This is a genomic window from Ideonella aquatica, from assembly GCF_018069755.1.
Classification (GTDB): Bacteria; Pseudomonadota; Gammaproteobacteria; order Burkholderiales; family Burkholderiaceae_C; genus Ideonella; species Ideonella aquatica.
Genome location: NZ_JAGQDE010000005.1, coordinates 99859 through 125022, shown reverse-complemented (window position 1 = coordinate 125022; position 25164 = coordinate 99859). Strand labels below are relative to the sequence as shown.

General features: G+C 70.6%; 18 protein-coding genes. 9 read left to right on the top strand and 9 right to left on the bottom strand.

The genetic code is table 11. From position 1 onward, the window contains the following. Positions 1 to 60: 60 nt before the first annotated feature. From KAK06_RS07970 to KAK06_RS07945, 6 genes are all read right to left on the bottom strand, one after another. Positions 61 to 1869, bottom strand: coding sequence for an aminopeptidase P family protein (locus KAK06_RS07970; RefSeq protein WP_210801409.1), 1809 nt, complete (start codon positions 1867 to 1869; stop codon positions 61 to 63). Positions 1870 to 1951: 82 nt separating this feature from the next. Next, positions 1952 to 3934, bottom strand: coding sequence for a putative bifunctional diguanylate cyclase/phosphodiesterase (locus tag KAK06_RS07965; protein ID WP_210801408.1), 1983 nt, complete (start codon positions 3932 to 3934; stop codon positions 1952 to 1954). A 187-nt stretch (positions 3935 to 4121) separates the two neighbouring features. Next, on the bottom strand, positions 4122 to 4991 hold the full coding sequence (kynA, locus tag KAK06_RS07960; RefSeq protein ID WP_210801407.1) for a tryptophan 2,3-dioxygenase: 870 nt from the start codon (positions 4989 to 4991) through the stop codon (positions 4122 to 4124). Continuing rightward, positions 4988 to 6286: a kynureninase gene (gene kynU, locus KAK06_RS07955; protein WP_210801406.1), complete on the bottom strand. Its 1299-nt coding sequence runs from the start codon at positions 6284 to 6286 to the stop codon at positions 4988 to 4990. Before kynU ends, kynA begins: the two co-directional genes overlap by 4 nt. A gap of 16 nt (positions 6287 to 6302) precedes the next feature. After that, positions 6303 to 6923 carry an arylformamidase gene (kynB, locus tag KAK06_RS07950; protein ID WP_210801405.1) on the bottom strand — a complete coding sequence of 207 codons (621 nt, stop codon included), beginning with the start codon at positions 6921 to 6923 and terminating at the stop codon, positions 6303 to 6305. A 55-nt stretch (positions 6924 to 6978) separates the two neighbouring features. Then, positions 6979 to 7473 carry a MarR family winged helix-turn-helix transcriptional regulator gene (locus KAK06_RS07945; RefSeq protein ID WP_210801404.1) on the bottom strand — a complete coding sequence of 165 codons (495 nt, stop codon included), beginning with the start codon at positions 7471 to 7473 and terminating at the stop codon, positions 6979 to 6981. 87 nt (positions 7474 to 7560) lie between these two features. Between KAK06_RS07945 and KAK06_RS07940 the strand changes: the two genes are divergently transcribed. Genes KAK06_RS07940 through KAK06_RS07915 form a run of 6 tightly spaced genes read left to right on the top strand, consistent with a single transcriptional unit; the run spans position 7561 to position 14726 of the window. Further along, positions 7561 to 9921, top strand: coding sequence for a bifunctional salicylyl-CoA 5-hydroxylase/oxidoreductase (locus tag KAK06_RS07940; RefSeq protein WP_210801403.1), 2361 nt, complete (start codon positions 7561 to 7563; stop codon positions 9919 to 9921). Next, complete coding sequence (locus KAK06_RS07935) at positions 9921 to 10676, top strand: SDR family NAD(P)-dependent oxidoreductase (RefSeq protein ID WP_210801402.1); 756 nt, start codon at positions 9921 to 9923, stop codon at positions 10674 to 10676. The genes KAK06_RS07940 and KAK06_RS07935 overlap by 1 nt, the downstream gene beginning before the upstream one ends. Before the next feature lie 10 nt (positions 10677 to 10686). Continuing rightward, positions 10687 to 11550 carry an enoyl-CoA hydratase family protein gene (locus KAK06_RS07930; RefSeq protein WP_210801401.1) on the top strand — a complete coding sequence of 288 codons (864 nt, stop codon included), beginning with the start codon at positions 10687 to 10689 and terminating at the stop codon, positions 11548 to 11550. Between the two features lies 1 nt (position 11551). Continuing rightward, positions 11552 to 12718: an acyl-CoA dehydrogenase family protein gene (locus tag KAK06_RS07925; RefSeq protein ID WP_210801400.1), complete on the top strand. Its 1167-nt coding sequence runs from the start codon at positions 11552 to 11554 to the stop codon at positions 12716 to 12718. Further along, positions 12715 to 14331: an AMP-binding protein gene (locus tag KAK06_RS07920; RefSeq protein WP_210801399.1), complete on the top strand. Its 1617-nt coding sequence runs from the start codon at positions 12715 to 12717 to the stop codon at positions 14329 to 14331. Before KAK06_RS07925 ends, KAK06_RS07920 begins: the two co-directional genes overlap by 4 nt. Continuing rightward, a complete protein-coding gene (locus KAK06_RS07915) occupies positions 14328 to 14726 on the top strand; it encodes a RidA family protein (protein WP_210801398.1) in 399 nt (132 codons plus the stop codon). Before KAK06_RS07920 ends, KAK06_RS07915 begins: the two co-directional genes overlap by 4 nt. Here the strand turns inward: KAK06_RS07915 and KAK06_RS07910 are convergent. Then, complete coding sequence (locus KAK06_RS07910) at positions 14716 to 16734, bottom strand: putative bifunctional diguanylate cyclase/phosphodiesterase (protein WP_210801397.1); 2019 nt, start codon at positions 16732 to 16734, stop codon at positions 14716 to 14718. The two genes, KAK06_RS07915 and KAK06_RS07910, sit on opposite strands and share 11 nt — an antisense overlap. A gap of 59 nt (positions 16735 to 16793) precedes the next feature. Next, positions 16794 to 17771 (bottom strand): GMP reductase, encoded by a 978-nt coding sequence (locus KAK06_RS07905; protein WP_210801396.1) that lies wholly within the window; start codon positions 17769 to 17771, stop codon positions 16794 to 16796. A 200-nt stretch (positions 17772 to 17971) separates the two neighbouring features. Here KAK06_RS07905 and KAK06_RS07900 point away from each other — a divergent pair, with 200 nt between their 5' ends. Genes KAK06_RS07900 through KAK06_RS07890 form a run of 3 tightly spaced genes read left to right on the top strand, consistent with a single transcriptional unit; the run spans position 17972 to position 24425 of the window. Further along, a complete protein-coding gene (locus KAK06_RS07900; protein WP_210801395.1) occupies positions 17972 to 20365 on the top strand; it encodes a UvrD-helicase domain-containing protein in 2394 nt (797 codons plus the stop codon). Then, positions 20362 to 22359: a diguanylate cyclase gene (locus KAK06_RS24545; RefSeq protein WP_310741056.1), complete on the top strand. Its 1998-nt coding sequence runs from the start codon at positions 20362 to 20364 to the stop codon at positions 22357 to 22359. Before KAK06_RS07900 ends, KAK06_RS24545 begins: the two co-directional genes overlap by 4 nt. A 35-nt stretch (positions 22360 to 22394) precedes the next feature. After that, the gene (locus tag KAK06_RS07890; protein WP_210801394.1) at positions 22395 to 24425 is read left to right on the top strand and encodes a GGDEF domain-containing protein; all 2031 of its coding nucleotides are present in this window, start codon (positions 22395 to 22397) and stop codon (positions 24423 to 24425) included. Here KAK06_RS07890 and KAK06_RS07885 read toward each other — a convergent pair. Then, on the bottom strand, positions 24380 to 25159 hold the full coding sequence (locus tag KAK06_RS07885) for a BPSS1780 family membrane protein (protein ID WP_210801393.1): 780 nt from the start codon (positions 25157 to 25159) through the stop codon (positions 24380 to 24382). The two genes, KAK06_RS07890 and KAK06_RS07885, sit on opposite strands and share 46 nt — an antisense overlap. Positions 25160 to 25164: the final 5 nt, after the last annotated feature.

Here is a 25164-nt window from a genome sequence, read left to right as displayed (position 1 = left end):
CTGCGGCGGCGCGCTCAAGGCGCCGCGTCAGCGAACAAGCCGCCCCGCAGGGCGGCTTTTTCATGCCACCAGCGGCTCGGTGCGGGCCATCAGCCAGGCCAGCGCGTCGCCGCTGACGCGCGGCGCCAGACGCTCGCGCACCGTGGCGTGGTAGGCGTTGAGCCAGGCGATCTCGTCGGCGCGCATCAGCGACACTTCGATCAGCCGGGTGTCGATCGGGCACAGCGTCAGCGTCTCGAACTGCAGGAACTCGCCGAACTCGCTGGCCGGCGCCGGCACGGTGAGCAGCAGGTTCTCGATGCGCACGCCCCAGCGACCGGGGCGGTAGATGCCGGGCTCATTCGAGGTGATCATGCCCGCGCGCATGGCCATGTGCGGCGCCACCACCGCCTTGCCGATGGTTTGCGGGCCCTCGTGCACATTGAGGAAGTAGCCCACGCCGTGGCCGGTGCCGTGGAAGTACTCCAGGCTCTCGGCCCACAGCGGTGCGCGTGCCAACGCATCCAGCATCGGGCCCGGCGTGCCGGCCGGGAAGCGCGCGCGCGACAGGTTCATCATGCCCTGCAGCACGCGGGTGAAGTCGCGCCGGTGCTCGGCGGTGGTGGTGCCGATCGGCCAGACGCGGGTGATGTCGGTGGTGCCGCCCAGGTACTGGCCACCCGAGTCGATCAGCAGCAGGCCGTTGCCCTCGACCACGGCATGCGACTCGGGCAGCGCGCGGTAGTGCGGCATCGCGCCGTTGGCGTTGAAGCCGGCGATGGTCGAGAAACTCAAGCCCATGAAGTTCGCGCGCGCGGCGCGCTCGGCGCTGAGTCGGTCGTCGACGGTCAGCTCGGTGATGCGCTCGCCGCGGGCCATGGCGGCTTCGAACCAGGCGTAGAAGGCACACATCGCGGCGCCGTCCTCGGCCATGGCCTCGCGCACCTGGGCGATCTCGGCCTCGGTCTTGCAGCCCTTGGCCATCGTGCTGGGATTGATCGCCTCGACCACCCGCACCGTGCCCGGCACGGCCTCGCGCAGGCCCAGCGTGACGCGCTTGGGATCAACCAGCAGCACGGCCTCGGGCGGCAGCGCGGCCACCTGGGCGGCGGCCTGGGCATAGTCGGCCAGTTGCACGCCATCGGCGGCCAGGCGCTCGGCCAGCTCGGCGGGCACCTTGCCGGCACCGACAAACAGCGTGGCCTGCGCCGGTCCGATCAGCAGGTGGGCCAGCAGGATCGGGTTGTAGTCGACATCCGAGCCGCGCAGGTTGGTGATCCAGGCGATGTCGTCCACCGTGGACACCAGGTGGTGGCTGGCGCCCAGCGCGGCCATGTCGGCACGTACGCGGGCCAGCTTGTCGGCGCGCGCGACCGGCGCGAACGGCGCCGCATGTTCGTACACCGGGGCCGACGGCAGGCCCGGCCGCTCGGGCCAGGCGCCGGCCAGCGGGTCGGTGTCGGTGCGCAGCGTGATGCCGGCCTCGTCGCACACCGTGCGCAGCGCCTTGGCGTCGGCCAGGCCCAGCACCTGGGCATCGACGCCCAGTGCCTCGCCGCGCTGCAGGTGGCGGCGGATCCACTCCAGGTGGTTGGCTGAGGTGCCGGTGGGGATCTTCTCGAGCACGATGCCGCTGCCGGCCAGCTCGCTCTCGGCCTGCTCCCAGTAGCGCGCATCGGCAAACAGGGCTGCTTCACGCACGGTCACCACCAGCGTGCCCATCGAGCCGGTGAAGCCCGAGAACCAGGCGCGGCCTTGCCAGTGCTCGGGCAGGTACTCGCTGAGGTGCGGGTCGCTGGAGGGCACCAGCGCGGCCTGCAGGCCCAGGCGGGCGAGCTGCTCGCGCAGGCGGTCAATGCGCAGGCGCGCGGGCGAGGTTCGGGTGTCCATGGTGTGGCTCCGCAGTCGGGAAGGCCGGGCCCGGGTGGGGCCGCCTCCAAGGGGCAAAACGCCCGATTCTAGGAGGGCCGGTTCAGACCGGCGCCAGCAGGGTCTCGAAGCGGTCGGCTGGCACAGCCGGGCTGCTCAGGAAGCCCTGGTAATGGTGGCAGCCCTGGGCGCGCAGCCAGTCGAGCTGGCCGGTGGTCTCGACGCCCTCGGCAACGATCTGCAACTCCAGCACCTTGCACATCGAGATGATCAGCTCGGCGATGGCCGGGCGGGTCTCGAGCTGGTTGACGAAGCTGCGGTCGATCTTCAGGCAGTCGAGTGGAAAGCGCTCAAGGTAGGCGAGGTTGGAGTAGCCGGTGCCGAAGTCGTCGATGGCGATGCGCAGCCCGCGCTTGTTGAGGGCATCGAGCTGACCCAGCATGGCCGAGTCCTCGCCCAGCAGCAGCGACTCGGTGATCTCCATCTCCAGCGCCTGCGGCGGGCAGCCGGAGTCCAGCAGCACCTGGTCCATGGTCTCGACCAGGGCCTGGGACTGGATCTGCCGGGCCGAGAAGTTGACCGAGACCGTCAGCGCGTGGCCGCGCTGGTGCCACAGCGCCGCCTGGCGGGCCGCCTGCTCCAGCACCCAGCGGCCCAGCGGCAGGATCAGGCCGGTGTCCTCGCAGATCGGGATGAACTCGCCCGGCAGCACCAGGCCGCGGCTGGGATGGCGCCAGCGCACCAGGGCTTCGGCGCCGACCACCTGGCGCGTCCCCGCATCCAGCCGAGGCTGGTAGTGGACGACGAACTCACCGCGGTCAAAGGCCTGCAGCAGCTCGCTCTCCAGCGTCAGGCGCCGGCCGGCCTCAACGGCCAGGTCGGCCGAGTAGAAGGCCATCTGGTCACCGCCCAGCCGCTTGGCGCGGTACATCGCCATGTCGGCGTTGCGCATCAGCGTGGCCACATCGTCGCCATCGGCCGGGAACAGGCTGACACCCAGGCTGGGCGTGACCCGCACCGTCGTGCTGCCCAGGCGGATCACCTGCGACACCGCCTCGCGCAGACGCAGGCCCAGGCGGCGCACATGGGTGACCACATCGTCGTCGCTGACCAGGATCAGGAACTCGTCGCCGCTCAGGCGCACCACCTGGTCGCCCGCACGCAGGGTGTGGCGCAGGCGGCGCGCGACCTCGATCAGCAGGCGGTCACCGGCCTCGTGGCCGAGCGAGTCGTTGACATGCTTGAAGCGGTCCAGGTCCAGAAAGATCATCGCCGCCTGGCGGCCGATGCTGCGGATCTCTTCCAGCAGCGCCGGGAACTGCAGGTTGACGTGGTTGCGGTTGGGCAGGTTGGTCAGGGGGTCGCGCTCGGCCAGGCGCTGCGCCTGGCGCTGCGCGGCCTTGACCGCGCTGACATCGGTCTCGCTGACCAGCCAGGCTTCGCGGCCGGTCACCGCGTCCAGGCAGCGGCGCGCCGTCAGGTCGTGCCAGCGCCGGCCATGGATGGTCTGCACCTGGGCCACCATCTGGTGTTCGCCGCGGCTGCTCAGGGCCTCGCGCAGCGTCAGCTGGTCGGCCGCCGACACCAGGTGCTGGTCCATGGTCTGGCCGGGCGCTGCGGTGGCGGCACGCGAGGCCGGGTTGCGGTAGAGCGCGGCGCCCGAACTGTCGTAGAGGGTGATCTGCACCGAGGTGTGCATCAGGGCGTCGGCACTGCGCAGGGTGTCGACATCCAGCGTGGGCATGGGCAGGGACTCGCACAGGCAGGCCAACTGACCATCATCCAGGCGGATGCCGCTGAAGCGGATCTGCACCGTCACGGGCATGCCCTGCGGGTGCAGGGTCCAGATCTCCTGGAACTGGCGGTTGGGTTCGGCCTCGATGTCGCGCTGGTACTGGCGCAGGCGCTTGTCGACCGCGGGTGACATGTCGGCGCCCAGCGCGCGTGAGCACAGCTCTTCCAGCGACTCGGCGCGCCAGAGCTGCAAGCCCGATGCATTGGCCCAGGCGACCCGCTGACGGTCGAAGTCGTAGAGCCAGATGGGGTGTCCCAGGCGCTCGAAGGCTTCCATCGCGGAGCTGTGCACGCTCAGCGGCGCCTGACCGACGCTGGAGCCGGAGGCGCTCGCTCGATCCTGGAGGGGGCCTGTTGTGTCCATGCAGTGCGGACTGCCGCGAAACTGCTTCGGCCGTCCTCTGCGGGAAGCATAGCCCAGACTGGGTGACCGTATGCCCGAATCAGCGCCTGATTTCAGTCCCTGTCCGGGTGCGCGATCACAGCTCGGTGCGCAAGCGCCAGATTTCCGGGAACAGCACGGTGTCCAGCATCTGGCGCAGGTAGCTGATGCCGCCGGTGCCGCCGGTGCCGCGCTTGAAGCCGATCACCCGCTCCACCGTGGTGAGGTGGCGGAAGCGCCACAGGCGGAAGGCGTCCTCCAGGTCGGTCAGCTCCTCGCCCAGCTGGTACAGGTCCCAGTGGGCGGACGGGTCGCGGTAGACCGTCAGCCAGGCCTGCTGCACCTCCTCTGAGGGACTGTAGGGCAGGGTCCAGTCGCGCTCCAGATGGCTGGCCGGCACCAGGATGCCGCGCCGAGCGATCAGACGCAGGGCCTCGTCGTACAGACCGGGCGCCCGCCAGGCGGTGTCGACGATCGCCAGCAGGTCCGGCCGATGGGCGTGTGGCTTGAGCATGGCCGCGTTCTTGTTGCCCAGCGAGAACTCGATGCAGCGGTACTGCCAGCTCTGGAAGCCGCTGGAATGGCCCAGGTAGGGGCGGATCGCCGAGTACTCAGGCGGCGTCATCGTGGCCAGCACATCCCAGGCGTGGACCAGCTGTTCCATGATCTTCGAGACCCGGGCCAGCATCTTGAAGGCCGGCGGTAGCTCGTCGCGGCCGATCGCGGCCACGGCCGCGCGCAGCTCGTGCAGCATCAACTTCATCCACAGCTCCGAGGTCTGGTGCTGGACGATGAAGAGCATCTCGTTGTGGTCGGGCGAGAGCGGCTTTTGCGCGTTCAGCACCGCGTCGAGCTGCAGGTAGTCCCCGTAGCTCATGTCACCGGCGAAATCGAGCTGCGCGCCCTCGGTGGCGACGATGCCTTCGCCGCGCGGCGCGGCCGGTTCGCTGTGGTAGGGACAGCTCATGTCACGGCTCCCTTGTGCATGAAGTGGGGCTGGCGCCACTGGCCGCTGGCCAGGATGTCGACCAGGGTGTCGATCGCGTCAAAGACATCGACAAACCGGGTGTAGAGGGGGGTGAAACCAAAGCGCAGCAGGTGCGGCTCGGCGGCCGTGCCATCACCGGCGCGGTAGTCGCCAATCACGCCGCGGGCGATCAGCGCCTGCATCACCGCATAGCCGTCGATGCTGCCGTCGGCCGGCACGCCCAGCGAGACCTGGCTGCCGCGCTGCGCCGCGTCCAGCGGCGTGTGGATCGTCAGACCGCTGCCGGCCAGGCGCTGGCCGACCAGCGCCATGAACAGCTCGGACAGCGCCAGCGACTTGGCGCGCAGCGCCGCCATGCCGCCCAGCGGCTCGGCGGCCAGCAGGGTGTCAACGCCGCACTCCAGCGCGCTCATCGCCACCACCGGCGGCGTGCCGCACAGAAAGCGGCCGATGCCCGGCGCGGGCCGGTAGCCGGGCTCGAAGACGAACGGCGCCGCATGGCCCATCCAGCCCGACAGCGGCTGCCAGAAGCGCTCGGCGTGGCGTGGGTGCACCCAGCAGAAGGCGGGGGCGCCGGGGCCGCCGTTGAGGTACTTGTAGCCGCAACCCACCGCAAAGTCGGCGTTGGCAGCGTTGAGGTCCACCGGCACCGCGCCGGCCGAGTGCGCCAGGTCCCACAGCATCAGTGCACCCGCGGCGTGGGCCTGGGCGGTGACAGCGGCCATGTCGGCCATGCGGCCGCTGCGGTAGTTGACCTGGGTGAGCATCAGCACCGCCACATCGGCGCCCAGGCGGGCGGGGATGGCGTCGATGTCCATCAGCTCCAGCGTCATGCCGTGCTGCGCGGCCACCGACTCGGCGATGTACAGGTCGGTGGGGAAGTTGCTGCGCTCGGAGACGATCACCGCGCGCGCCGGGTCGTCGGCACGGGCGATCTGCGCCGCGGCACTGAGCACCTTGAACAGGTTGACCGAGGTGGAATCGGCCACCACCAGCTCGCCGGGCTTCGCCCCCACCAGGCGACCGATCTTGTCGCCCACGCGCTGTGGCAGCGTGATCCAGCCGGCGGTGTTCCAGCTGCGGATCAGGCCGCTGCCCCACTCTTCGGTCACCACTTGCTGCACGCGCGCGGCGGTGGTGACGGGCAGCACGCCCAGCGAGTTGCCGTCCAGGTAGTTGACGCCCTCGGGCAGCGCGAACTGGGCGCGCAGCGGCGCCAGCGGGTCGGCGGCGTCGCGTGCGGCGCAATCGGCGCGGGTGATCGGTTCGGTCATCGGCAGGTCTCCAGGGTCACAGGGGGCGCAGCACGGCACGCACCGGCGAGGCGCAGGCACCGGCCAGCTTCAAGGGCAGGGCGATCAGCTCGTAGTCACCGGCGGGCACGGCATCGAGCACCAGGTTCTCCAGCACGCGCAGGTCGTGCCGGCGCAGGATCTGGTGGGCGTCCAGGGTCTTGCTGTCCGCCGGGTCCACCGAAGGTGTGTCGATGCCCACCAGACGCACGCCCCGCTCGGCCAGCCACTGCAGGGTCTCGGGGGCGTAGGCGCTGAAGAGGGGGTTCCAGGTCGTGTCGGCCTGCTGGCAGGTGCGCACCAGCACGCGCGGCGGCAGGTCGGCCTCGGCGTGCCGCAGGTGATCGATGGTGATCAGCGGCCCGCAGCCGATGGCATGGATCACGCGGCAGGGGCCGATGTAGGCGTCCAGTGGCACCTGGTCGATCGGGGGCGCCTCGCTGGCGTAGTGCAGTGGCGCATCGGCATGGGCGCCGATGTGCGGCGACAGCGTCAGCGCGCTCAGGTTGACCGGGCAGCCGGGGCCCAGGCGGGCGGTCCAGCGCAGCGCGTAGGGCTCATCGCCGGGGAAGATCGGCGCGTCGGCATGGACGGTGGGCGAGATGTCGATCAGGCTCATGGGGGCGGCACGGTCAGGCAATTTGGGGGGGCGCGGTGTCGGTCATTTCCGACGATCACGCGGGGCGTGCCAGATGGTGTCGCATCTGGCCCAGCAACTCATACAGGCGCTGCTGGTCTCGTGGTGGAACGCCATCGAACAGCTCGCGCACCCAGGCCTCGTGCTCGGTGGCCATGGCGGCGAACTCGCGCCGGCCCTGCTCGCTCAGTCGTACGCGCCAGGAGCGGCCATCGTCCGGGTCGGGCTGGCGCTCGACCAGGCCTTCGGCCTCGAGCTGGGTGGTCAGGCCGGTGACGTTGCCGCCGGTGACCATCAGGAAGCGTGACAGCGCGCTCATGCGCAGGCCGTCGGCGTGGCGTTCCAGCTGGGCCAGGTAGTCGAAGCGCGCCAGCGTGGTGCCAAAGCGCTCGCGCAGCCGGGTGCGAATCTCCTGCTCGACCTGGGTGGTCAGCGACAGCAGGCGCAGCCAGGTGCGCACCGCCAGGTGATCGTCGGCGTCGGCGCGGGCTTCCAGACCGATCTGGTGATCGTCGAGGGCGGGGTTCTTCATCGCGGCGTTCCTCTCAGGGTTTCAATTTACTTCAGTTCTCAAGCTTTAGGACTAAACTAAAACCCGAATCCCCGGAGGAACGAGCGCATGAAGATCGTCTGCATCGGTGGCGGCCCGGCCGGCCTGTACTTCGCGCTGCTCATGAAGCAGCTCAACCCGGCGCACCAGATCCAGGTGATCGAGCGCAACCGGCCCTACGACACCTTTGGCTGGGGCGTGGTGTTCTCGGACGCCACCATGGACCGCATGCGCGAGTGGGATGCGGTGACTGCCGACCAGATCCAGCAGGCTTTCAACCACTGGGACGACATCGAGCTGCTGTTCAAGGGCCGCACGATCCGCTCGGGCGGCCATGGCTTCGTGGGCATCGGCCGCAAGAAGTTGCTCAACATCCTGCAGGCGCGCTGCGAGGCGCTGGGGGTGGAGCTGGTGTTCGAGACCGATGCCGAGTCCGACCTCCAATACCCCGACGCCGACCTGGTGATCGCCAGCGACGGCATCAACTCCCGTGTGCGCATGCAGTACGCCCAGACCTTCCGGCCCGACATCGTCACCCGCCCCAACCGCTACATTTGGCTGGGCACCCAGCGCCTGTACGACGCCTTCACCTTCGACTTCCAGCGCACCGAGCACGGTTGGTTCCAGGCCCACATCTACAAGTTCGACGAGAGCACCACCACCTTCATCGTCGAATGCCCGGAGCAGGTCTGGCTGGCGCACGGCCTGGACCAGGCCGATCAGGCCGACTCGATCGCCTTCTGCGAGCGCCTGTTTGCCAACACCTTGCAGGGCGAGAAGCTGATGACCAACGCGCGCCACCTGCGCGGCTCGGCCTGGCTGAACTTCCAGCGCGTGGTCTGCGAGCAGTGGTGGCTGAAGAACGCCCACGGCAGCCATGTGGTGCTGATGGGCGACGCGGTGCACACCGCGCACTTCGCGATCGGCTCGGGCACCAAGCTGGCGCTGGAGGACGCGATCGAGCTGGTGCAGCAGTTCAAGCTGCTGGGCGACGAGCCCGCCCGCCTGGGCGAGGTGCTGGCCTGCTACCAGGCGGCGCGCAGCATCGAGACCCTGCGCATCCAGAACGCCGCCTGGAACGCGATGGAGTGGTTCGAGGTCTGCGGCGCGCGCTACTGCGACCAGCTCGAGCCCGAGCAGTTCATGTACTCGATGCTGACCCGCAGCCAGCGTATCAGCCACGAGAACCTGCGCCTGCGCGACGCCGCCTGGCTGGAGGGCTACGAGCGCTGGTTTGCCCAGCGCGCGCAGGCCGCACTGGCCGGCGGTGCCGCGCAGCCCATGGCCTTGCAGGCGCCAGCGGGCAAGCCCGTGCCGCCGATGTTCACGCCGCTGCGCGTGCGTGATCTGCGGCTGAAGAACCGCGTGGTGGTGTCGCCCATGGCGCAGTACAGCGCGGCAGACGGCGTGGTGGGCGACTACCACCTGGTCCACCTGGGTGCCCGCGCGCTGGGCGGCGCCGCGCTGGTGATGGCCGAGATGACCTGCACCAGCCCCGAGGCGCGCATCACCCCCGGCTGCCCGGGCCTGTGGAACGACACCCAGGCGCAGGCCTGGGGCCGCATCGTGCAGTGGGTGCATGCGAACAGCGATGCCGCGATCGGCGTGCAGATCGGCCACGCCGGCCCCAAGGGATCCACCTGCGTGCCCTGGCAGGGCGGCGGCATGGACCAGGCGCTGCCCGACGGCAACTGGGGTCTGCTGGCCGCCAGCGCGCGCCCCTATCTGGCGGGCGGGCAGGTGCCCCGGGCGATGAGCCGCGCCGACATGGACCGCGTCAAGACCGACTTCATCGCCGCCGCCGGCCGCGCCGCCGAGGCTGGCTTCGACTGGCTGGAGCTGCACTGCGCGCACGGCTACCTGCTGTCCAGCTTCATCTCGCCACTGACCAACCACCGCGAGGACGAGTACGGGGGCTCACTTGAGAACCGGCTGCGCTATCCGCTGGAGGTGTGCGCCGCGGTGCGCGGCGCCTGGCCGGCCGACCGGCCGATGTCGGTGCGCATCTCGGCCCACGACTGGGTGGATGGCGGCCTCACGCCGGCCGATGCGGTGGAGGTGGCGCGCGCCTTCAAGGCGGCCGGCGCCGACCTGATCGACGTGTCCTCCGGCCAGGTCTCGCCCGAGCAGAAGCCCACCTACGGCCGCATGTACCAGACGCCGTTTGCCGACCGCATCCGCCAGGAAGCGGGCATCGCGACGATGGCGGTGGGCGCGATCAGCGAGGCCGACCACGTCAACTCGATCATCGCTGCCGGCCGCGCCGACCTGTGCGCTGTGGGCCGCCCGCACCTGGCCAACCCGGCCTGGACGCTGGCCGAGGCGGCGCGCATCGGCCACACGCCGATCGCCTGGCCCAAGCAGCTGGTGTCGGGCAAGTCGCAGATGGAAGCGCTGGCACAGCGGGCGGCGCAGCAGGCGGTGAAGTGATGACGCAGCACATCGTGGTCACCGGCGCGGCGCGCGGCATCGGCGCGGCCATCGCGCGCGTGCTGGCAGCCGATGGCCACCGCCTGACGCTGCTGGGTCGTCGGCTGGAGGCGCTGCAGACGCTGGCCGCCACCTTGCCGGGCAGGCACCATTGCGCCGCCGCCGATGTGGCCGACGAGGTGCAGGTGCAGGTGGCCTTTGACAGCGCCCGCGCCGCGCTAGGCCCGGTCTGGGGCCTGGTCAACAATGCCGGCCAGGCCGAGAGCGCGCCGCTGCACCGCACCAGCACCGAGCTGTGGCAGCGCATGCTGGCGGTCAACCTGACCGGGACCTTCCTGTGCAGCCGCGCCGCGCTGGCCGACCTGCGCGGCGCTGGCCAGGGGCGCATCGTCAACATCGCCAGCACCGCCGGCCAGCGTGGCTATGCGTACGTGGCCGCCTATGTGGCCGCCAAGCACGGCGTGGTGGGGCTGACGCGCTCGCTGGCGCTGGAGCTGGCAGCCACCGGCATCACCGTCAACGCAGTGTGTCCGGGCTACACCGAGACCGACATCCTGCTGGAGAGCGTGGCCAACGTGGTGGCCAAGACTGGCCGCACACCCGAGCAGGCGATGGCCGAGTTCGCGGCCAGCAACCCGCAGCGCCGCATCGTCCAGCCTGAGCAGGTGGCCGATGCGGTGCGCTGGCTGCTGGGCGAGGGGGCGGCCGCGATCACCGGTCAATGCATTTCCGTCAGCGGCGGCGAGGTCATGTGAGAGAGGCATCATGAGCAACACGACATCCACCGACATCGATCCCGGTCTGCTCGCAGGCAACCGCCGCGCGCTGGCCGGTTACCAGGCCACCCACTTCCGCTGGGACGTGCAAGGCGCCGTGGCCACGATCACGCTGGACCGCCCCGAGCGCAAGAACCCGCTGACCTTCGAGAGCTACGCCGAGCTGCGCGACCTGTTTCGCGCGCTCAAGTACGCCAGCGACATCCACGCCGTGGTGCTGGTGGGCGCGGGCGACAACTTCTGCTCGGGCGGCGATGTGCACGAGATCATCGGCCCGCTGGTCCGCCTGGCCGCGCCCGAGCTGCTGATGTTCACGCGCATGACCGGCGACCTGGTGGCGGCGATGCGCGCCTGCCCGCAGCCGATCGTCGCCGCACTCGATGGTGTGTGCGCCGGTGCCGGCGCCATCATGGCGATGGCCTCCGACCTGCGCCTGGGCACTGCGCGCAGCAAGACCGCCTTCCTGTTCAACCGGGTGGGCCTGGCCGGCTGCGACATGGGCGCCTGCGCCATCCTGCCGCGCCTGATCGGCCAGGGCCGCGCCAGCGAGCTGCTCTACAGCGGCCGCGCGCTGGGCGGCGAGGAGGGCGAGCGCTGGGGCTGGCTGAATCGCCTGGTGGCCCCCGAGGTGCTGCTGGCCGAGGCCCGGACGCTGGCCGCCAGCCTCTGCGAGGGCCCTACCTTCGCCAACGGCATCACCAAGACCATGCTGCATCAGGAGTGGGCGATGACGGTGGACCAGGCGATCGAGGCCGAGGCCCAGGCGCAGGCGCTGTGCATGCTGACCAACGACTTCCGTCGCGCCTACGAGGCCTTTGCGGCGAAGCAAAAGCCGGTCTTCCAGGGGAACTGAGATGAATCACCTCAGCCACCTCGACTGGCCCTTCTTCGAGGACCATCACCGCGCGCTGGCGAACGAGCTGGATGCCTGGGCCACGGCCCACGTGCCGCACGCGCACGGCCCGGACGTCGACGCCGAATGCCGCGCGCTGGTGAAGTCGCTGGGCGCGGCCGGCTGGCTGCGCCACGCGGTGGGTGGCCGCGCCTGCGGCGGCGCGGCCGACGTGATCGACACCCGCAGCATCTGCCTGATCCGCGAGACCCTGGCGCGCCACAGCGGCCTGGCGGACTTCGCCTTTGCCATGCAGGGCCTGGGCTCGGGCGCGATCAGCCTGGCCGGCACGCCGCAGCAGCGCGCGGATTGGCTGCCGAAGGTGGCGGCGGGCCAGGCGATCAGCGCCTTCGCGCTGTCCGAGCCCGAGGCCGGCTCCGACGTGGCGGCCATGGCCTGCGCCGCGCGGGTGGACGGCGACCACTATGTGCTCGACGGCGAGAAGACCTGGATCAGCAACGGGGGTATCGCCGATGTCTATGTGGTGTTCGCGCGCACGGGTGAAGCGCCTGGCGCACGCGGCATCAGCGTCTTCATCGTGCCGGCCGGCACACCGGGCTTCGAGATCGCCGAGCGCATCGACGTGATCGCGCCGCACCCGCTGGCACGGCTGCGTTTCAGCAGCTGCCGCGTGCCGGCCAGTGCGCGCATCGGCGCGCCCGGCGAGGGTTTCAAGGTGGCCATGCGCACGCTGGATGTCTTTCGCACCTCGGTGGCGGCGGCCGCGCTGGGCTTCTGCCGCCGCGCGCTTCAAGAGGGCCTGACGCGCGCCACCACGCGCCAGATGTTTGGCGGCGTGCTGGCCGACTTTCAGCTGACCCAGGCCAAGCTGGCGCAGATGGCCACCACCCTCGACTCGGCCGCGCTGCTGACCTACCGCGCCGCCTGGCAGCGCGACCAGGGCCGCAACGTCACCAGCGAGGCGGCGATGGCCAAGATGGTGGCCACCGAAGGCGCCCAGCAGGTGATCGACGCCGCAGTGCAGCTGTGGGGCGGCCTGGGTGTGGTCAGTGAGCAGCCGGTGGAGCGCCTCTACCGAGAGGTCCGCGCGCTGCGCATCTATGAAGGCGCGACCGAGGTGCAGCAGCTGATCATCGCCCGCGAACTGCTCAAGGAGGTGTCGGCATGATCCGCAGTGGCCTGATCGACAGCTTCGCGCGCGACCATCTGCCGGCACCCGAGGCGCAGCCCGAGTTCCTGTTCGAGTTGCCCGAGCTGCAGTTTCCCGAGCGCCTGAACTGCGCCACCGAGCTGCTGGATCGCCACGTCGCCGACGGGCGGGGCGATCGGGTGGTGATCCGCGCGCCGGGCGGCCTGGTCTGGACCTATGCCCAACTGCAGGACCAGGCCAACCGCATTGCCCAGGTGCTGGTCCAGGACATGGGCCTGGTCAGTGGCAACCGCGTGCTGCTGCGCGCACCGAACAACCCGATGCTGGCGGCCTGCTGGTTCGGTGTCATCAAGGCCGGTGGCATCGCGGTGGCGACGATGCCACTGCTGCGCGCCAAGGAGCTCAAGGCGATCATCGACAAGGGCCAGGTCACCCACGCGCTGTGCGACGCCGCGCTGGCCGAGGAGCTGGCGCTGGCACGGCCCGAGGTGCCGGTGCTGCGCGCCGTGCGCCACTTCAACGATGCGGGTCCGGATGGATTGGAAGCCGCCATGGCGCGCCACAGCGGCCGCTTCGACAACGTCGACACCGCGGCGGATGACTGCTGCATCTTCGCCTTCACCTCGGGCACCACCGGCGTGCCCAAGGCGACCATGCATTTCCACCGCGACGTGATGGCCACCTGCGCCTGCTTCCCGCGCCACATCCTGCGGCCGCAGCCCGACGATGTGTTCATCGGCAGCCCGCCGCTGGCCTTCACCTTCGGGCTGGGCGGCCTCTTGCTGTTCCCGATGACGGTGGGCGCCAGCACCGTGCTGCTGGACAAGGCCGGTCCGCCCCAACTGCTCGACGGCATCAAGGAGTTCGGCGCCACCACGCTGTTCACCGCCCCCACCTCCTACCGCACGCTGGCCGCACGCGGCACCGAACTGCGCAAGACGCCGCTGCGACAGTGCGTCTCGGCCGGCGAGGCGCTGCCCGCCACCACCCGCGCGCAGTGGAAGGAGGTCACCGGCATCGAGCTGATCGACGGCATCGGCGCCACCGAGCTGCTGCACATCTTCATCTCGGCCGACGAGGCGCACAGCCGCCCCGGCGCCACCGGCCGGGCGATACCCGGCTACCGAGCCAAGGTGATCGACGAGTCCGGCCGCGAGTGCCCGCCGGGTACCGTGGGCAAACTGGCGGTGCAGGGCCCCACCGGCTGCCGCTACCTGGACGACGCGCGTCAGGCCGGCTATGTGAAGGACGGCTGGAACCTGACCGGCGACGCCTACCTGATGGATGCCGACGGCTACTTTGTCTACCAGGCGCGCACCGACGACATGATCATCTCGGCTGGCTACAACATCGCCAGCCCCGAGGTGGAGGAGGCCCTGATGGCCCACCCGGCGGTGGCCGAGTGCGCAGTGATCGGCGTGCCCGACGAGGAGCGCGGCCAGATCGTCAAGGCCTATGTGGTGCTGCGGCCGGGCCAGGCCGAGAGCGCCGCAATGGCGCAGGCGCTGCAGGACCATGTCAAGCAGTCGATCGCCCCCTACAAGTACCCGCGGGCCGTGGAGTTCCGCCCCAGCCTGCCGCGCACCCAGACCGGCAAGCTGCAACGCTTCAAGCTGAAGGACACCGAATGAGCAAACAGGTGCTGCAACCCGCCGGCTGGGCCGCGCCCAAGGGCTATGCCAATGGCGTGGCCGCCAGCGGCCGCATGGTGTTCGTGGCGGGTCAGATCGGCTGGAACAGCGACAGCGTCTTCGAGAGCGACGACCTGGTCGACCAGGTGCGCCAGGCGCTGCTCAACGTGCGCGCCGTGCTGGCTGAGGCCGGTGCCGGCCCCCAGCACATCTGCCGCATGACCTGGTACCTGACCGACAAGCGCGACTACCTGGCCCGCGCCGCCGACATCGGCCGCGCCTACCGCGAGGTGCTGGGTCGAGAATTCGGCATCGCGATGACCGCGGTGCAGGTGGCGGGCCTGATCGAGGACCGGGCGAAGGTGGAAATCGAGGTCAGCGCCGTCATCGCTTAGCTGCGCGGCGGTGCTGCTCGACAGCCGCCACGAAGTCGTCGGGCGGCACGGCCTTGGACCACAGCCAGCCCTGCTGCAGGTGGCCGCCGCGCATCGCCAGCCAGTCGCGCTGCGCCGGGGTTTCCACGCCTTCGGCGATGACCTCGATGTCCAGCGCCCGCGCCATGCCGAACATGGCCTCGATCAGTGCCGCGTCATCGGCGGCGGCCGGCAGGTCGTGCACGAAGCCGCGGTCGATCTTCAGTCGGTCCGGGCGCACCAGCTTCAGCGCCGCCAGGGACGAGTAGCCGGTGCCGAAGTCGTCCACCGCCAGCATCACGCCGCTCTGGCGCAGCGCGGCCACGGCGCGCAGCGCGCCTTCGCTGTCGTCCAGCAGCGTGCTCTCGGTCAGCTCCAGCGTCAGGCTGCCCGGCCGCAGTCCGTAGCGGTCGATCTCGGCGCGCACCGACTCGACGAACTCGGGTTCGCGCAGTTGCAGCGCCGACACATTGATCGAGATCTGCAGGCCGCCCAGGCCCATGGCATGCCAGCGCGCGAGTTGGGCCGCCGCCGCGCGCAGCACCCAGGCGCCCAGCGGGCGCACCAGCCCCGAGCTCTCCGCCACGCCAATGAAGGCGTCGGGCATCAGCAGCCCGCGCTCGGGATGCTGCCAGCGCACCAGCGCCTCGCCACCGACCACCTGAGCGGTGCGCGCGTCGACCACCGGCTGGTAGTGCAGGCGCAGTTGCTGCTCCTCGATCGCGCTGCGCAGCGCGCGCTCCAGGTTCATCCGCTGGCGCAGCAGCGCGTCCATGTCGGCATGGTAGGCGGTGCCGCGGCCGCGGCCCTGCTCCTTGCTGCGGTACATCGCCACATCGGCGGCCCGGCACAGCGCCTCGAAGTCCTCACCATCGTGCGGGAACATTGCATAGCCGATGCTGGCGCCCACCCGCACCGGCTCATCGGCCGCGGGCAGGTGCAGCGGCTGGGCCAGCGCGGCCACCACCCGCTGTGCAGCCAGCTCGGCGGTCTGGCTGTCGCGCTGGGTGTCGAACAGGGCCATGAACTCGTCGCCACTGACCCGGCAGACCAGGTCCGATTCGCGCAGGGCCGAGCGGATGCGAGCGGCGGCGTGCACCAGCAGCTCGTCGCCGGCAGCATGGCCCCAGCGGTCGTTGATCTGCTTGAAATGGTCCAGGTCGATGAACATCAGCCCCAGTTGACCGTCCACCCGGCGCGCCCGCGCCGCCTCGCGGGCAAACAGCTCGCGCATCAGCGTGCGGTTGGGCAGGCCTGTCAGGTGGTCGAACATGGCCATGCGGTGGAGCTGCTCGTTCTTGCCCTCCAGCTCCTCGATCAGGCTGCGGATCTTCGCATGCACCGTGTTCAGGTGCTGGCCAAGCTGGCCCAGTTCGTCGTTGGTGGCCCAGTCCTGCGGTGGCAGCGGTTCGCGCGCGGCCAGTTGCCCGGCCTGTGCCTTGAGGCGGCCGATCGGCCGCAGCAGCCGGGCCGACAGCACCGCCGCCAGCACCGCCATGCCCACCAGCACCTGGATCGCCACCAGCGTGGCCAGCGAGGCACGGCGCTGGGCCAGCTGCCGTTCGATCTCGCTGTCATCGAAACCCACGCGCAGGCGGCCCACGTGCTGGCCCTCGTAGGTCAGCGCGGTGTCCAGCCAGGCGGCGACCGTGTCGGCCTGGCAGCCCTGCTCGCGCACCATCGGTGGCACGCCATGGCCCTCGGTGCCCGAAGGCTGCAGCTCGGAGACCTCGACCACGCACACCGCCGGCAGTCTCAAGAGCTCACCCTGGATCGCATGCAGCCCGGGCACGTCCAGCGACCAGGCCGGCAGCGTCAGCCGGGTGGCGGCCAGCGTCAGGGTGGCCGAGCGGTCACGCTGGGCCTGCTGGCGCAAGGCATCGCGCGACTGCCATTGGTCCAGCGCCAGCAGCAGCAAGGCTGGCAGCAGCACGCCGGCCACGATGCCCAGCAGCACCGTGCCCCGGATCGACTGGATCGGCCACTTCATCGGAGGCTTATCGGCATCTTTGGCTGCCAATCAAGGCTTCGCCGGATCGCCCAGGGCGCTTACATCAACAGGTGTTCCCCGGCGTTCTCACCACCCAGGATCACGTAGTTGACGCGGCGCAGGTCGCCCAGTTGCCGCCCACCCGCGTAGCTGATGCTGCTTTGCAGGTCCTCGCGCATCTCGCGCAGCGTGTCGGCCAGTTGGCCCTTGACCGGCTCGAGGATGCGCTTGCCCTCGACGTGCTTGTACTCGCCCTTGTTGAAGTCTGAAGCCGAGCCGAAGTACTCCTTGTAGAGCTGGCCGTCGACCTCCACCGTCTTGCCCGGTGACTCCTCGTGGCCCGCGAACAGCGAGCCCACCATCACCATGCTGGCGCCGAAGCGCACGCTCTTGGCGATGTCGCCATGGTGGCGGATGCCGCCGTCGGCGATGATCGGCTTGGTGGCCACGCGGGCGCACCACTTCAGCGCCGAGAGCTGCCAGCCGCCGGTGCCGAAGCCGGTCTTCAGCCGGGTGATGCACACCTTGCCCGGGCCGATGCCCACCTTGGTGGCGTCGGCCCCCCAGTTCTCCAGGTCGATCACCGCCTCGGGCGTGCCCACGTTGCCGGCGATGATGAACGTCTGGGGCAGGCGCTGCTTGATGTAGTCAATCATCTGGCGCACGCTCTCGGCGTGGCCATGGGCGATGTCGATCGTGATGTAGTCGGCCCCCACGCCCTCGGCCGCCAGGCGGTCGATCACGTCGCGGTCGGCCTGCTTGACGCCGCTGCTGATCGACACATACAGACCCTTGTCGCGCATCGCCCTGGCATAGGCCACATTGTCCAGGTCGAAGCGGTGCATCACGTAGAAATAGCCGTTGGCGGCCAGGTACTCGGTGATGCGCTCGTCGACCACCGTCTTCATGTTGGCCGGCACCACCGGCAGCTTGAAGCGGCGACCGCCGAAGTCGATGCCGGTGTCGCACTCAGAGCGGCTTTCCACGCGGCATTGGCGCGGCAGCAGCAGGATGTTGTCGTAGTCGAAAATTTCCATCTCGAAGCTCCAGTGAAGGCGCCGACGCGTTGAAGGCAGTGCGTCGGCCAAGGGCTGCGAGCGCTTGACCTGGGGGCCGGTCACCTGGCCGCTGGGGGCCGCGATCAGAAATGACGCGAAGCGGACACAAAAAACCGGGCGCCAGAATTTGGGCCCGGTGGCCGATTCTAGAGGTGCCCGCGCATCCCTACAATCCGGCGATGGTTTTTTCGGACTCTTCCGAGGCGTCTGCACGCCCCGACGCCCAGGGGCTGCTGCGCGGTCTCAACCCCGAGCAACTGGCTGCCGTCACGCTGCCTGACGCGCCTGCGCTGATCCTGGCCGGTGCCGGCTCGGGCAAGACGCGCGTGCTGACCACCCGCATCGCCTGGCTGCTGCAGACCGGGCGGGTCTCGCCGGGTGGGGTGATGGCGGTGACCTTCACCAACAAGGCTGCCAAGGAAATGCTCACGCGGCTGGGCGCGATGCTGCCCGTGAATGTGCGCGGCCTGTGGATCGGCACTTTCCATGGTCTGTGCAACCGCTTCCTGCGCGCCCACTGGAAGGCCGCCGGCCTGCCGCAGAGCTTCCAGATCCTGGACAGCGGTGACCAGCTCAGCGCGGTCAAGCGCGTCGTCAAGGCGATGCAGCTCGATGAAGAGCGCTTCGTGCCCAAGCAAGTGGCCTGGTTCATTGCCGACGCCAAAGAGAACGGCCAGCGCCCCAAGGACGTGCCGGTCCGTGACGGCCAGACGCAGACGCTGGTGCAGGTCTACCAGGCCTACGAGGACCAGTGCCAGCGCGAGGGCGTGGTTGATTTTGCCGAGCTGATGCTGCGCACCTACGAGCTGATGCGCGACGACGCGCTGCTGCGCGAGCACTACCGCCGGCGCTTTCGCCACATCCTGGTCGACGAGTTCCAGGACACCAACCGGTTGCAGTACGCCTGGCTGAAGATGTTCGCCGGCCCTGGCGCCGCGGTGCTGGCGGTGGGCGACGATGACCAGAGCATCTACGCCTTCCGTGGTGCGCAGGTCGGCAACATGGCCGACTTCGAGCGCGAGTTCAAGGTGGAGCACCTGATCAAGCTGGAGACCAACTACCGCTCCAGCGGCCACATCCTGGACGCCGCCAATGCGCTGATTGCCCACAACAGCCGCCGGCTGGGCAAGACCCTGCGCACCGAGGCGGGCCACGGCGAGCCGGTGCGGGTGCAGGAAAACGCCAGCGACTTCAACGAGGCCCAGTGGCTGCTCGAGGAGGCCCAGCAACTGCACCGCCAGGGCCTGGCGCGGCGCGAGATCGCGGTGCTCTACCGCAGCAATGCGCAAAGCCGGGTGATCGAGTCGGCGCTCTTCAATGCCGGCATTCCGTACCGCGTCTATGGCGGCCTGCGCTTCTTCGAGCGCGCCGAGATCAAGCATGCGCTGGCCTACCTGCGCCTGATCGAGAACTGCCACGACGACACCAGCTACCTGCGGGTGGTGAACTTCCCCACGCGCGGCATCGGCGCGCGCACGCTGGAGCAGCTGCAGGACGCCGCCCGCCAGAGTGGCCGCAGCCTGTGGCAGAGCGTGGGCGCGGTGGGCGGCAAGGGCGGCGCCAACCTGATCGCCTTCAATGCGCTGGTCGACAGCATGCGCAACGCCACCCTGGGCCTGACGCTGCGCGAGATCATCGAGCACATGCTGCAGCGCTCGGGCCTGGTTGACTTCTACCGCACCGAGAAGGAAGGCGCCGAGCGCATCGAGAACCTCGAGGAACTGGTCAACGCCGCCGAGGCCTTCGTCACCCAGGAAGGATTTGGCAAGGACGCGGTGGCGCTGCCGGTGGACGAGCACGGCCCCGGGCAGATCGCCGCGCCCAAGCCGGGCGAACCCGAGGCCGTGGCAGCGGTCGATCTGACGCCCGATGCCGAGACCGGCGAAATCATGTCGCCGCTGGCGGCTTTCCTCACCCATGCGGCGCTGGAGGCCGGTGACAACCAGGCCCAGGCGGGTCAGGATGCGGTGCAGCTGATGACCGTGCACTCGGCCAAGGGCCTGGAGTTCGACGCGGTGTTCATCACTGGTCTGGAGGAAGGCCTGTTTCCGCACGAGAACTCGGCCGCCGATGCCGACGGTCTGGAAGAGGAGCGGCGCCTGATGTATGTGGCCATCACCCGGGCGCGTCAGCGCCTGTACATCAGTTACAGCCAGACCCGCATGCTGCATGGCCAGACCCGCTACAACGTCAAGAGCCGCTTCCTCGATGAACTGCCCGAGGAGGCGCTGAAGTGGCTGACGCCGCGCCACCAGGGCTTCGGCTCGGGCTTTGCCCGCGACTACCAGCAGGCCTGGCAGCGCGGCAGCGGCCTGGGCTCGATGGTGGGTGCCGGGCGTGCCGTGCCGGCACCGCCGCCGGTCCCGTTGCCGCGCGCCATGGCCGAGGCCCAGGCCAAGGCCGCCGGGCATGGCCTGAGGGTGGGGCAGGGCGTGTTCCATACCAAGTTCGGCGAAGGCGTGATCGTCACGCTCGAAGGCGCTGGCGACGATGCCCGTGCCCAGGTGCGCTTCGGGCGCCACGGCCTGAAGTGGCTGGCGCTGAGCGTGGCCAAGCTGACGCCCGTCGAATGACCTGCTGGCGGTTCCTGCGCAGCCTGTTGCCCTGGGTGGCGCCGCTGGTCGGCGGCACCGCGTGGGCCGCGCTGGACACCGCCACGCTGCAGCGCTGGGAGCAGCGCGCCTGGGCCGATCCCGAACAAGTGGTGGCCGACCTGCAGCAGGCGCTCGAAGGCCTGCCCACCGAGCGGCCCGAGTGGCTGGAAGGTCAGCGTGTGCTGGCCGAAGCCCATTTGTGGCGCGGTGACCTGCGCGCCACCGACCTGGTGGTCACGCGCATCGACGCGGCGGCGGCCGGCACCCAGGACCCGGCGCTGCTGCGCGATGCCGGCGCACTGAGCATCTGCCTGCGCGCAGCCCGGCAACGCAAGACCGGCACGCTGGGGCGCGCTGACGCGCTGCTGCAGCAGGCCGCACCGGCGCTGGCGGCCTCCCGCGCCCCTGGCCTGCGGCAGAGCTGTGCCCAGTTGCATGCGCTGGTGCTGCAGGGCCAGGGCCGCTACGACGAGGCGGCGCGCACGCTGCAGGTCGCCATCCGCGATGCCGACCAGAGCGGACCGAGCTGGCGGCGCAGCGAGCTACGCACCACCTTGTCCGATGTGCTGTGGCGCGCTGGTCAGCGCGACGCTGCCCGCACCATGCAGGTCCAGGCGCTGCAGCTGGCCCGCCAGCACGGCGACCAGCTGGCGCAGTCGCACGCTCTGACCGTCCAGGCCATGCAGTTGGGAGACCTGGGCCACAGCGACGAGGAACTGCAGGCGATGGAGCAGGCGCTGGCGCTGGCGCGTGACGCCGAGGCCACCAGCGACGAGGCCCACTGCCTGGCCAACCTGAGTGACTACCACCTGCGCCACGACCAGGCCGCCAAGGCCCTGGCCGTGGCCGAGCGCGCGCTGCCCATGGCCCGGCGCACCCGCAACGCCGTGGCCGAGGGTCTGGCCCAGGTCAACGCCGGCCTGGCCCTGATCGCGCTTCAGCGCAAGGAAGAGGGTGTGCGGCGTGTGCGCGCCTCGATCGAGGCTGACCTGCGCGCCGACGACATCGTCAGCGCCGCCGATTCACTGGTTGAGTTGGGCCTGTACCTGGAGCGCAGCGGTCACCTGGCCGATGCCTACGATGCGCTGCGCGAGCACCGTCAATTGGCCGACGAGGTGGCTCGCCGCACCCGCCAGACCCAGTTGGTGGAGTTGCAGGAGGCCTTCGAGGCCGACCGACGGCGCGACGAACGCGCCCGCCTGATCGCCGACAACCAGCTCATGGAGGCCCAGTGGCGTGGCCGCGAGCTGAGCGATCGCTTCTGGCTGCTGATGACCGGCGCTGCCGGCGTGCTGGCCACCCTGGCGGCGCTCATCTACCACCGCCTGCGCAGCACGCAAATCGCCCGGGGTGGTGCTGTGGCGCCGGTGCACCTGGACAGCGCGATTGACCCGCTGACCGGTCTGGGCAACCGGCGCCTGATGCCGCCTCTGGACGCGCCCATCGCGGGCCTGTTGTGCCTGCTCGACCTCGATCACTTCAAGTCGGTCAACGACCGCCTCGGCCCGGCCGCCGGGGACCAGGTGCTGGTCGAGGTGGCACGGCGCCTGCGCGCCGCCACCCGTGAACCCGATCTGGTGCTGCGCTGGGGCGGCGAGGAATTCCTGGTGCTGGCGCCCCCCGGCCCCGACGCCGACCCGGTGGGTCTGGTCACGCGCCTGCTGGGCGTGCTGGCGGCGGTGCCGATGACGGTGGGCGGCGAGTCGGTCACGGTCACGGCGTCGGTGGGCTTTCTGCGCCTGCCCTTGAGCGGTGGCGGGCCGGCGCTGGACGGCTCGCGTGCGATCACGCTGGCCGACGCCATGCTGCGGCGGGCCCGCCAGGGTGGTCGCAACCGGGCCTGCGGCCTGCTGGGGGCGCCGCCCGGCGTCTTCCGTGACGGCGTGCCGGACCTGGAGGCGCTGGACCAGGCCTGCGAGCGCGGCCTGCTTGAGCTGCAGCACCTGACCGGGCCGCGCAAGGCTGCCGGATGAAGCCGCTGCGCGCCGCACAAGGAGCGGGGCCTTCGGTGGTCCTGACCGCACTGCTGCTGCTGTCGGGCTTGCCCGCGCAGGCGCAGCCCGATCCCCACTGGTCGGTCTGGGAGCAGGAAGGCTACGAGGCGCCTGAGCGCGTGCTGGCCCGGCTGGCTGCGCTGCGACCGCCGTCCGCGGCCGATGACTGGCGCCGGCACTGGTGGCGCACCCGGGGCGTGGTGGCGGCGGCCGGGCATGTCGAGCCCACGGCGGACGAGGCGCTGGCCGAATTGCGCGGCTGGAGCGGTCCGCAGGCCTCGCTGGCGCGTGCCGATGCCCGCCTGATCGAGGCCGTACGGGCCGAGCGAGAGGGCCGCGTGCAGGACGTCGAGGCCCCGGCCGGCGAGGCTGAGCAGGCCTACGCCGCCGTGTGTGCGCCGGTGCAACTGGCCGCTTGCGATCTGCCCACCTGGTGGCGCCTGTTGCGCCTGCGCGCCCTGAGGGCCGAGTCCCAGGGCCTGTGGATCGAGGCCCGCAGCCTGCAGTTGCGGGCCGCCGACGTGGCCGACCAGGCGGGCGATGCTTACCTGCAGGCCTGGTCGATGGCGGCGGCGGCCGTGGCCTCGCAGCGCCTGGGCGAGTCGGAGCTGGCGCGTGAGCAGCTGGCGCAGGCCCAGCGACTGGCCGTGCGCGACGACCGCCCCGAAGCCATGGTGCGCGTGCTGCTCAACCGCGCGCGGGTCGAAGACCGTCGTGGTGACGCGGCGGCCGCGCTGCGTGCCCTCGATCTGGCGCTGGAGACGCTGCGCCCCCACGATCTGCCGCGCCTGGGTGCCCTGGTGCAGGCCAACCGGGCCGACCTGCTGGGCCGCGGCGGCCGAACGCGGGAGGCTGTGGCCGCGATCGAGCAGGCCTTGCCGGTGGTGCGCCGCTTCGATGACCGCCGCCTGGACCCGCTGCTGCAGTTCAATTTGGGCCTGGCCCACCTGGCGCAGGGACAGGTCAAGGCGGGGCAATCCGAGCTGAGCGCCGCCGCACAGCTGTGGGAGAGGCAAGGCGCGCAGGGCGCGCTGCGCGAGGCCTTGCGTCAGGGCGGCGACGCGCTGCATGCGGTGGGCGAGCATGCGCAGGCCCTGGCCTGGTTGCACCGTGAGCGCCGCCTGACCGAGGCGCAGGATGAGGCCAACCGTGCTGCGGCGCTGCGTGAGCTGCGCCAGCGCCGCGACCAGGAGGCCGAACACCTCGACCTGGACCGCCTGCGCGCCGAGAACCTGCTGGCCACCGCCCGGCTGGAGAGCCAGCAGTGGTTGCGCCGGGTGCAGTGGCTGATCGGCGGCTCGCTGCTGGCGATGGCGGCGATGCTGGGCTTGCTGGTGGTGCGCCTGCGTGGTGCTCAAGGCACCGAGCCCCGGACCGACCGCACCCCGTGGTGGTCGCGCTGGCGCCGTCGACGCGATCCACACACCGGCTTGCCGCACCGCCGTCAACTGCTGGCCCAGGCCCTGCAGCAGGCCCAGTCACCGTCTGGCCTGCGTGGCAGCCTGGTGATGGTTGACATCGACCACTGGGCACGGCTGTCCGAGCGCCTGGGGACCGCAGCCGCCCAGGCGGCGCTGGCCGGGCTGGCCTGCCGTCTGCGTGATGCCGTGCGCGATGCCGACCGCCTGTGCCGCTGGTCGGATTCCAGTTTCCTGGTGTTGCTGGACGAGACCGCGCCCGAGGCACTCGACCTGCTGGCGCAGCGCCTGCTGGCGGCCGTGGGCGACACCGCACTCGTTCATGGCGGACTGAGCCTGCCCGTGACCGCATCCGTGGGCGTGGTGGCCTTTCCGCTGGACGGAGAGCCCGCGCCGGTCGACTGGGAGCGGGCTCTGGCCCGGGTGGAACTGGCGGTCTATGCCGCACGCGCGGACGGTCGTGACCGGGCGGTGCGGCTGATCAAGCTCAGCGCCCGGGGTGACGAGGAGCGGGCCCTGCTGACCCACGAGTTCGCCCAGGCGCGCCAGCGCGGCCTGGTGCACTGGATCGCGCTGGAGCGTCAGTCCGGCGAGACCGCCGCGAAGCTGTCGACGAAACTGGCGTAGAGCGAGGCGTAGAACGCCGTCGACAGCAGCAGCCAGGCCGGCAGCGTCAGGATGCCCATGGCCGGCACGGCCAGCTGCAGCAGCATCAGGCCCAGGCCGGCCGCCAGCCAGCACAGGTTGTAGACGATGAAGGCGCCCAGCGAGCGCCACAGCGCCATCACGCTGGAGAACAGTGCCTGCGCCACCCCCTGGTCGGCCCACTGCACCAGCGGGGGCGCGTGCCAGTACAGCATCGACAGCAGGCTGCCGCTGACCAGGCGGAACAGCAGGCCATCACGCACCGCGGGATCGGCGGACAGGTTCTCCCACTCGGGGCTGCCGGTCTCGCCCTTGGCCGTCAGCTCCAGCCAGCGGTCGAACTGGCCGCCGTCGACCAGCCCGGCCAGCCACAGCAGCAGGGTCAGCGCCACGGCGTAGCTCAGGCACAGCTGGAACAGGCGGCGGCGCTGCTGCACCGGTCCGCTGCGCCACGGCGCCAGCAGCACCGCCACCCGCACCGGCACACCGCGCCGGGTGCCGGCGGCGGCCATCACGAAGGCCAGGCTCAACAGCGGCATCGACATCATCAGCAGCGGCCCGCCGACCAGCGGCACGACACTGACCAGCAACACCGCCAGCATGAAGGTTGCGAACAAGCCGGCGTAGGCCAGCGGCTGGCGCAGCAGCTCCTGGAAGCCGGCCTTGAACCAGCGCAGGCCGGCCGAGGCCGGTTGGGACGTCAGGGACAGGCGCATCACGT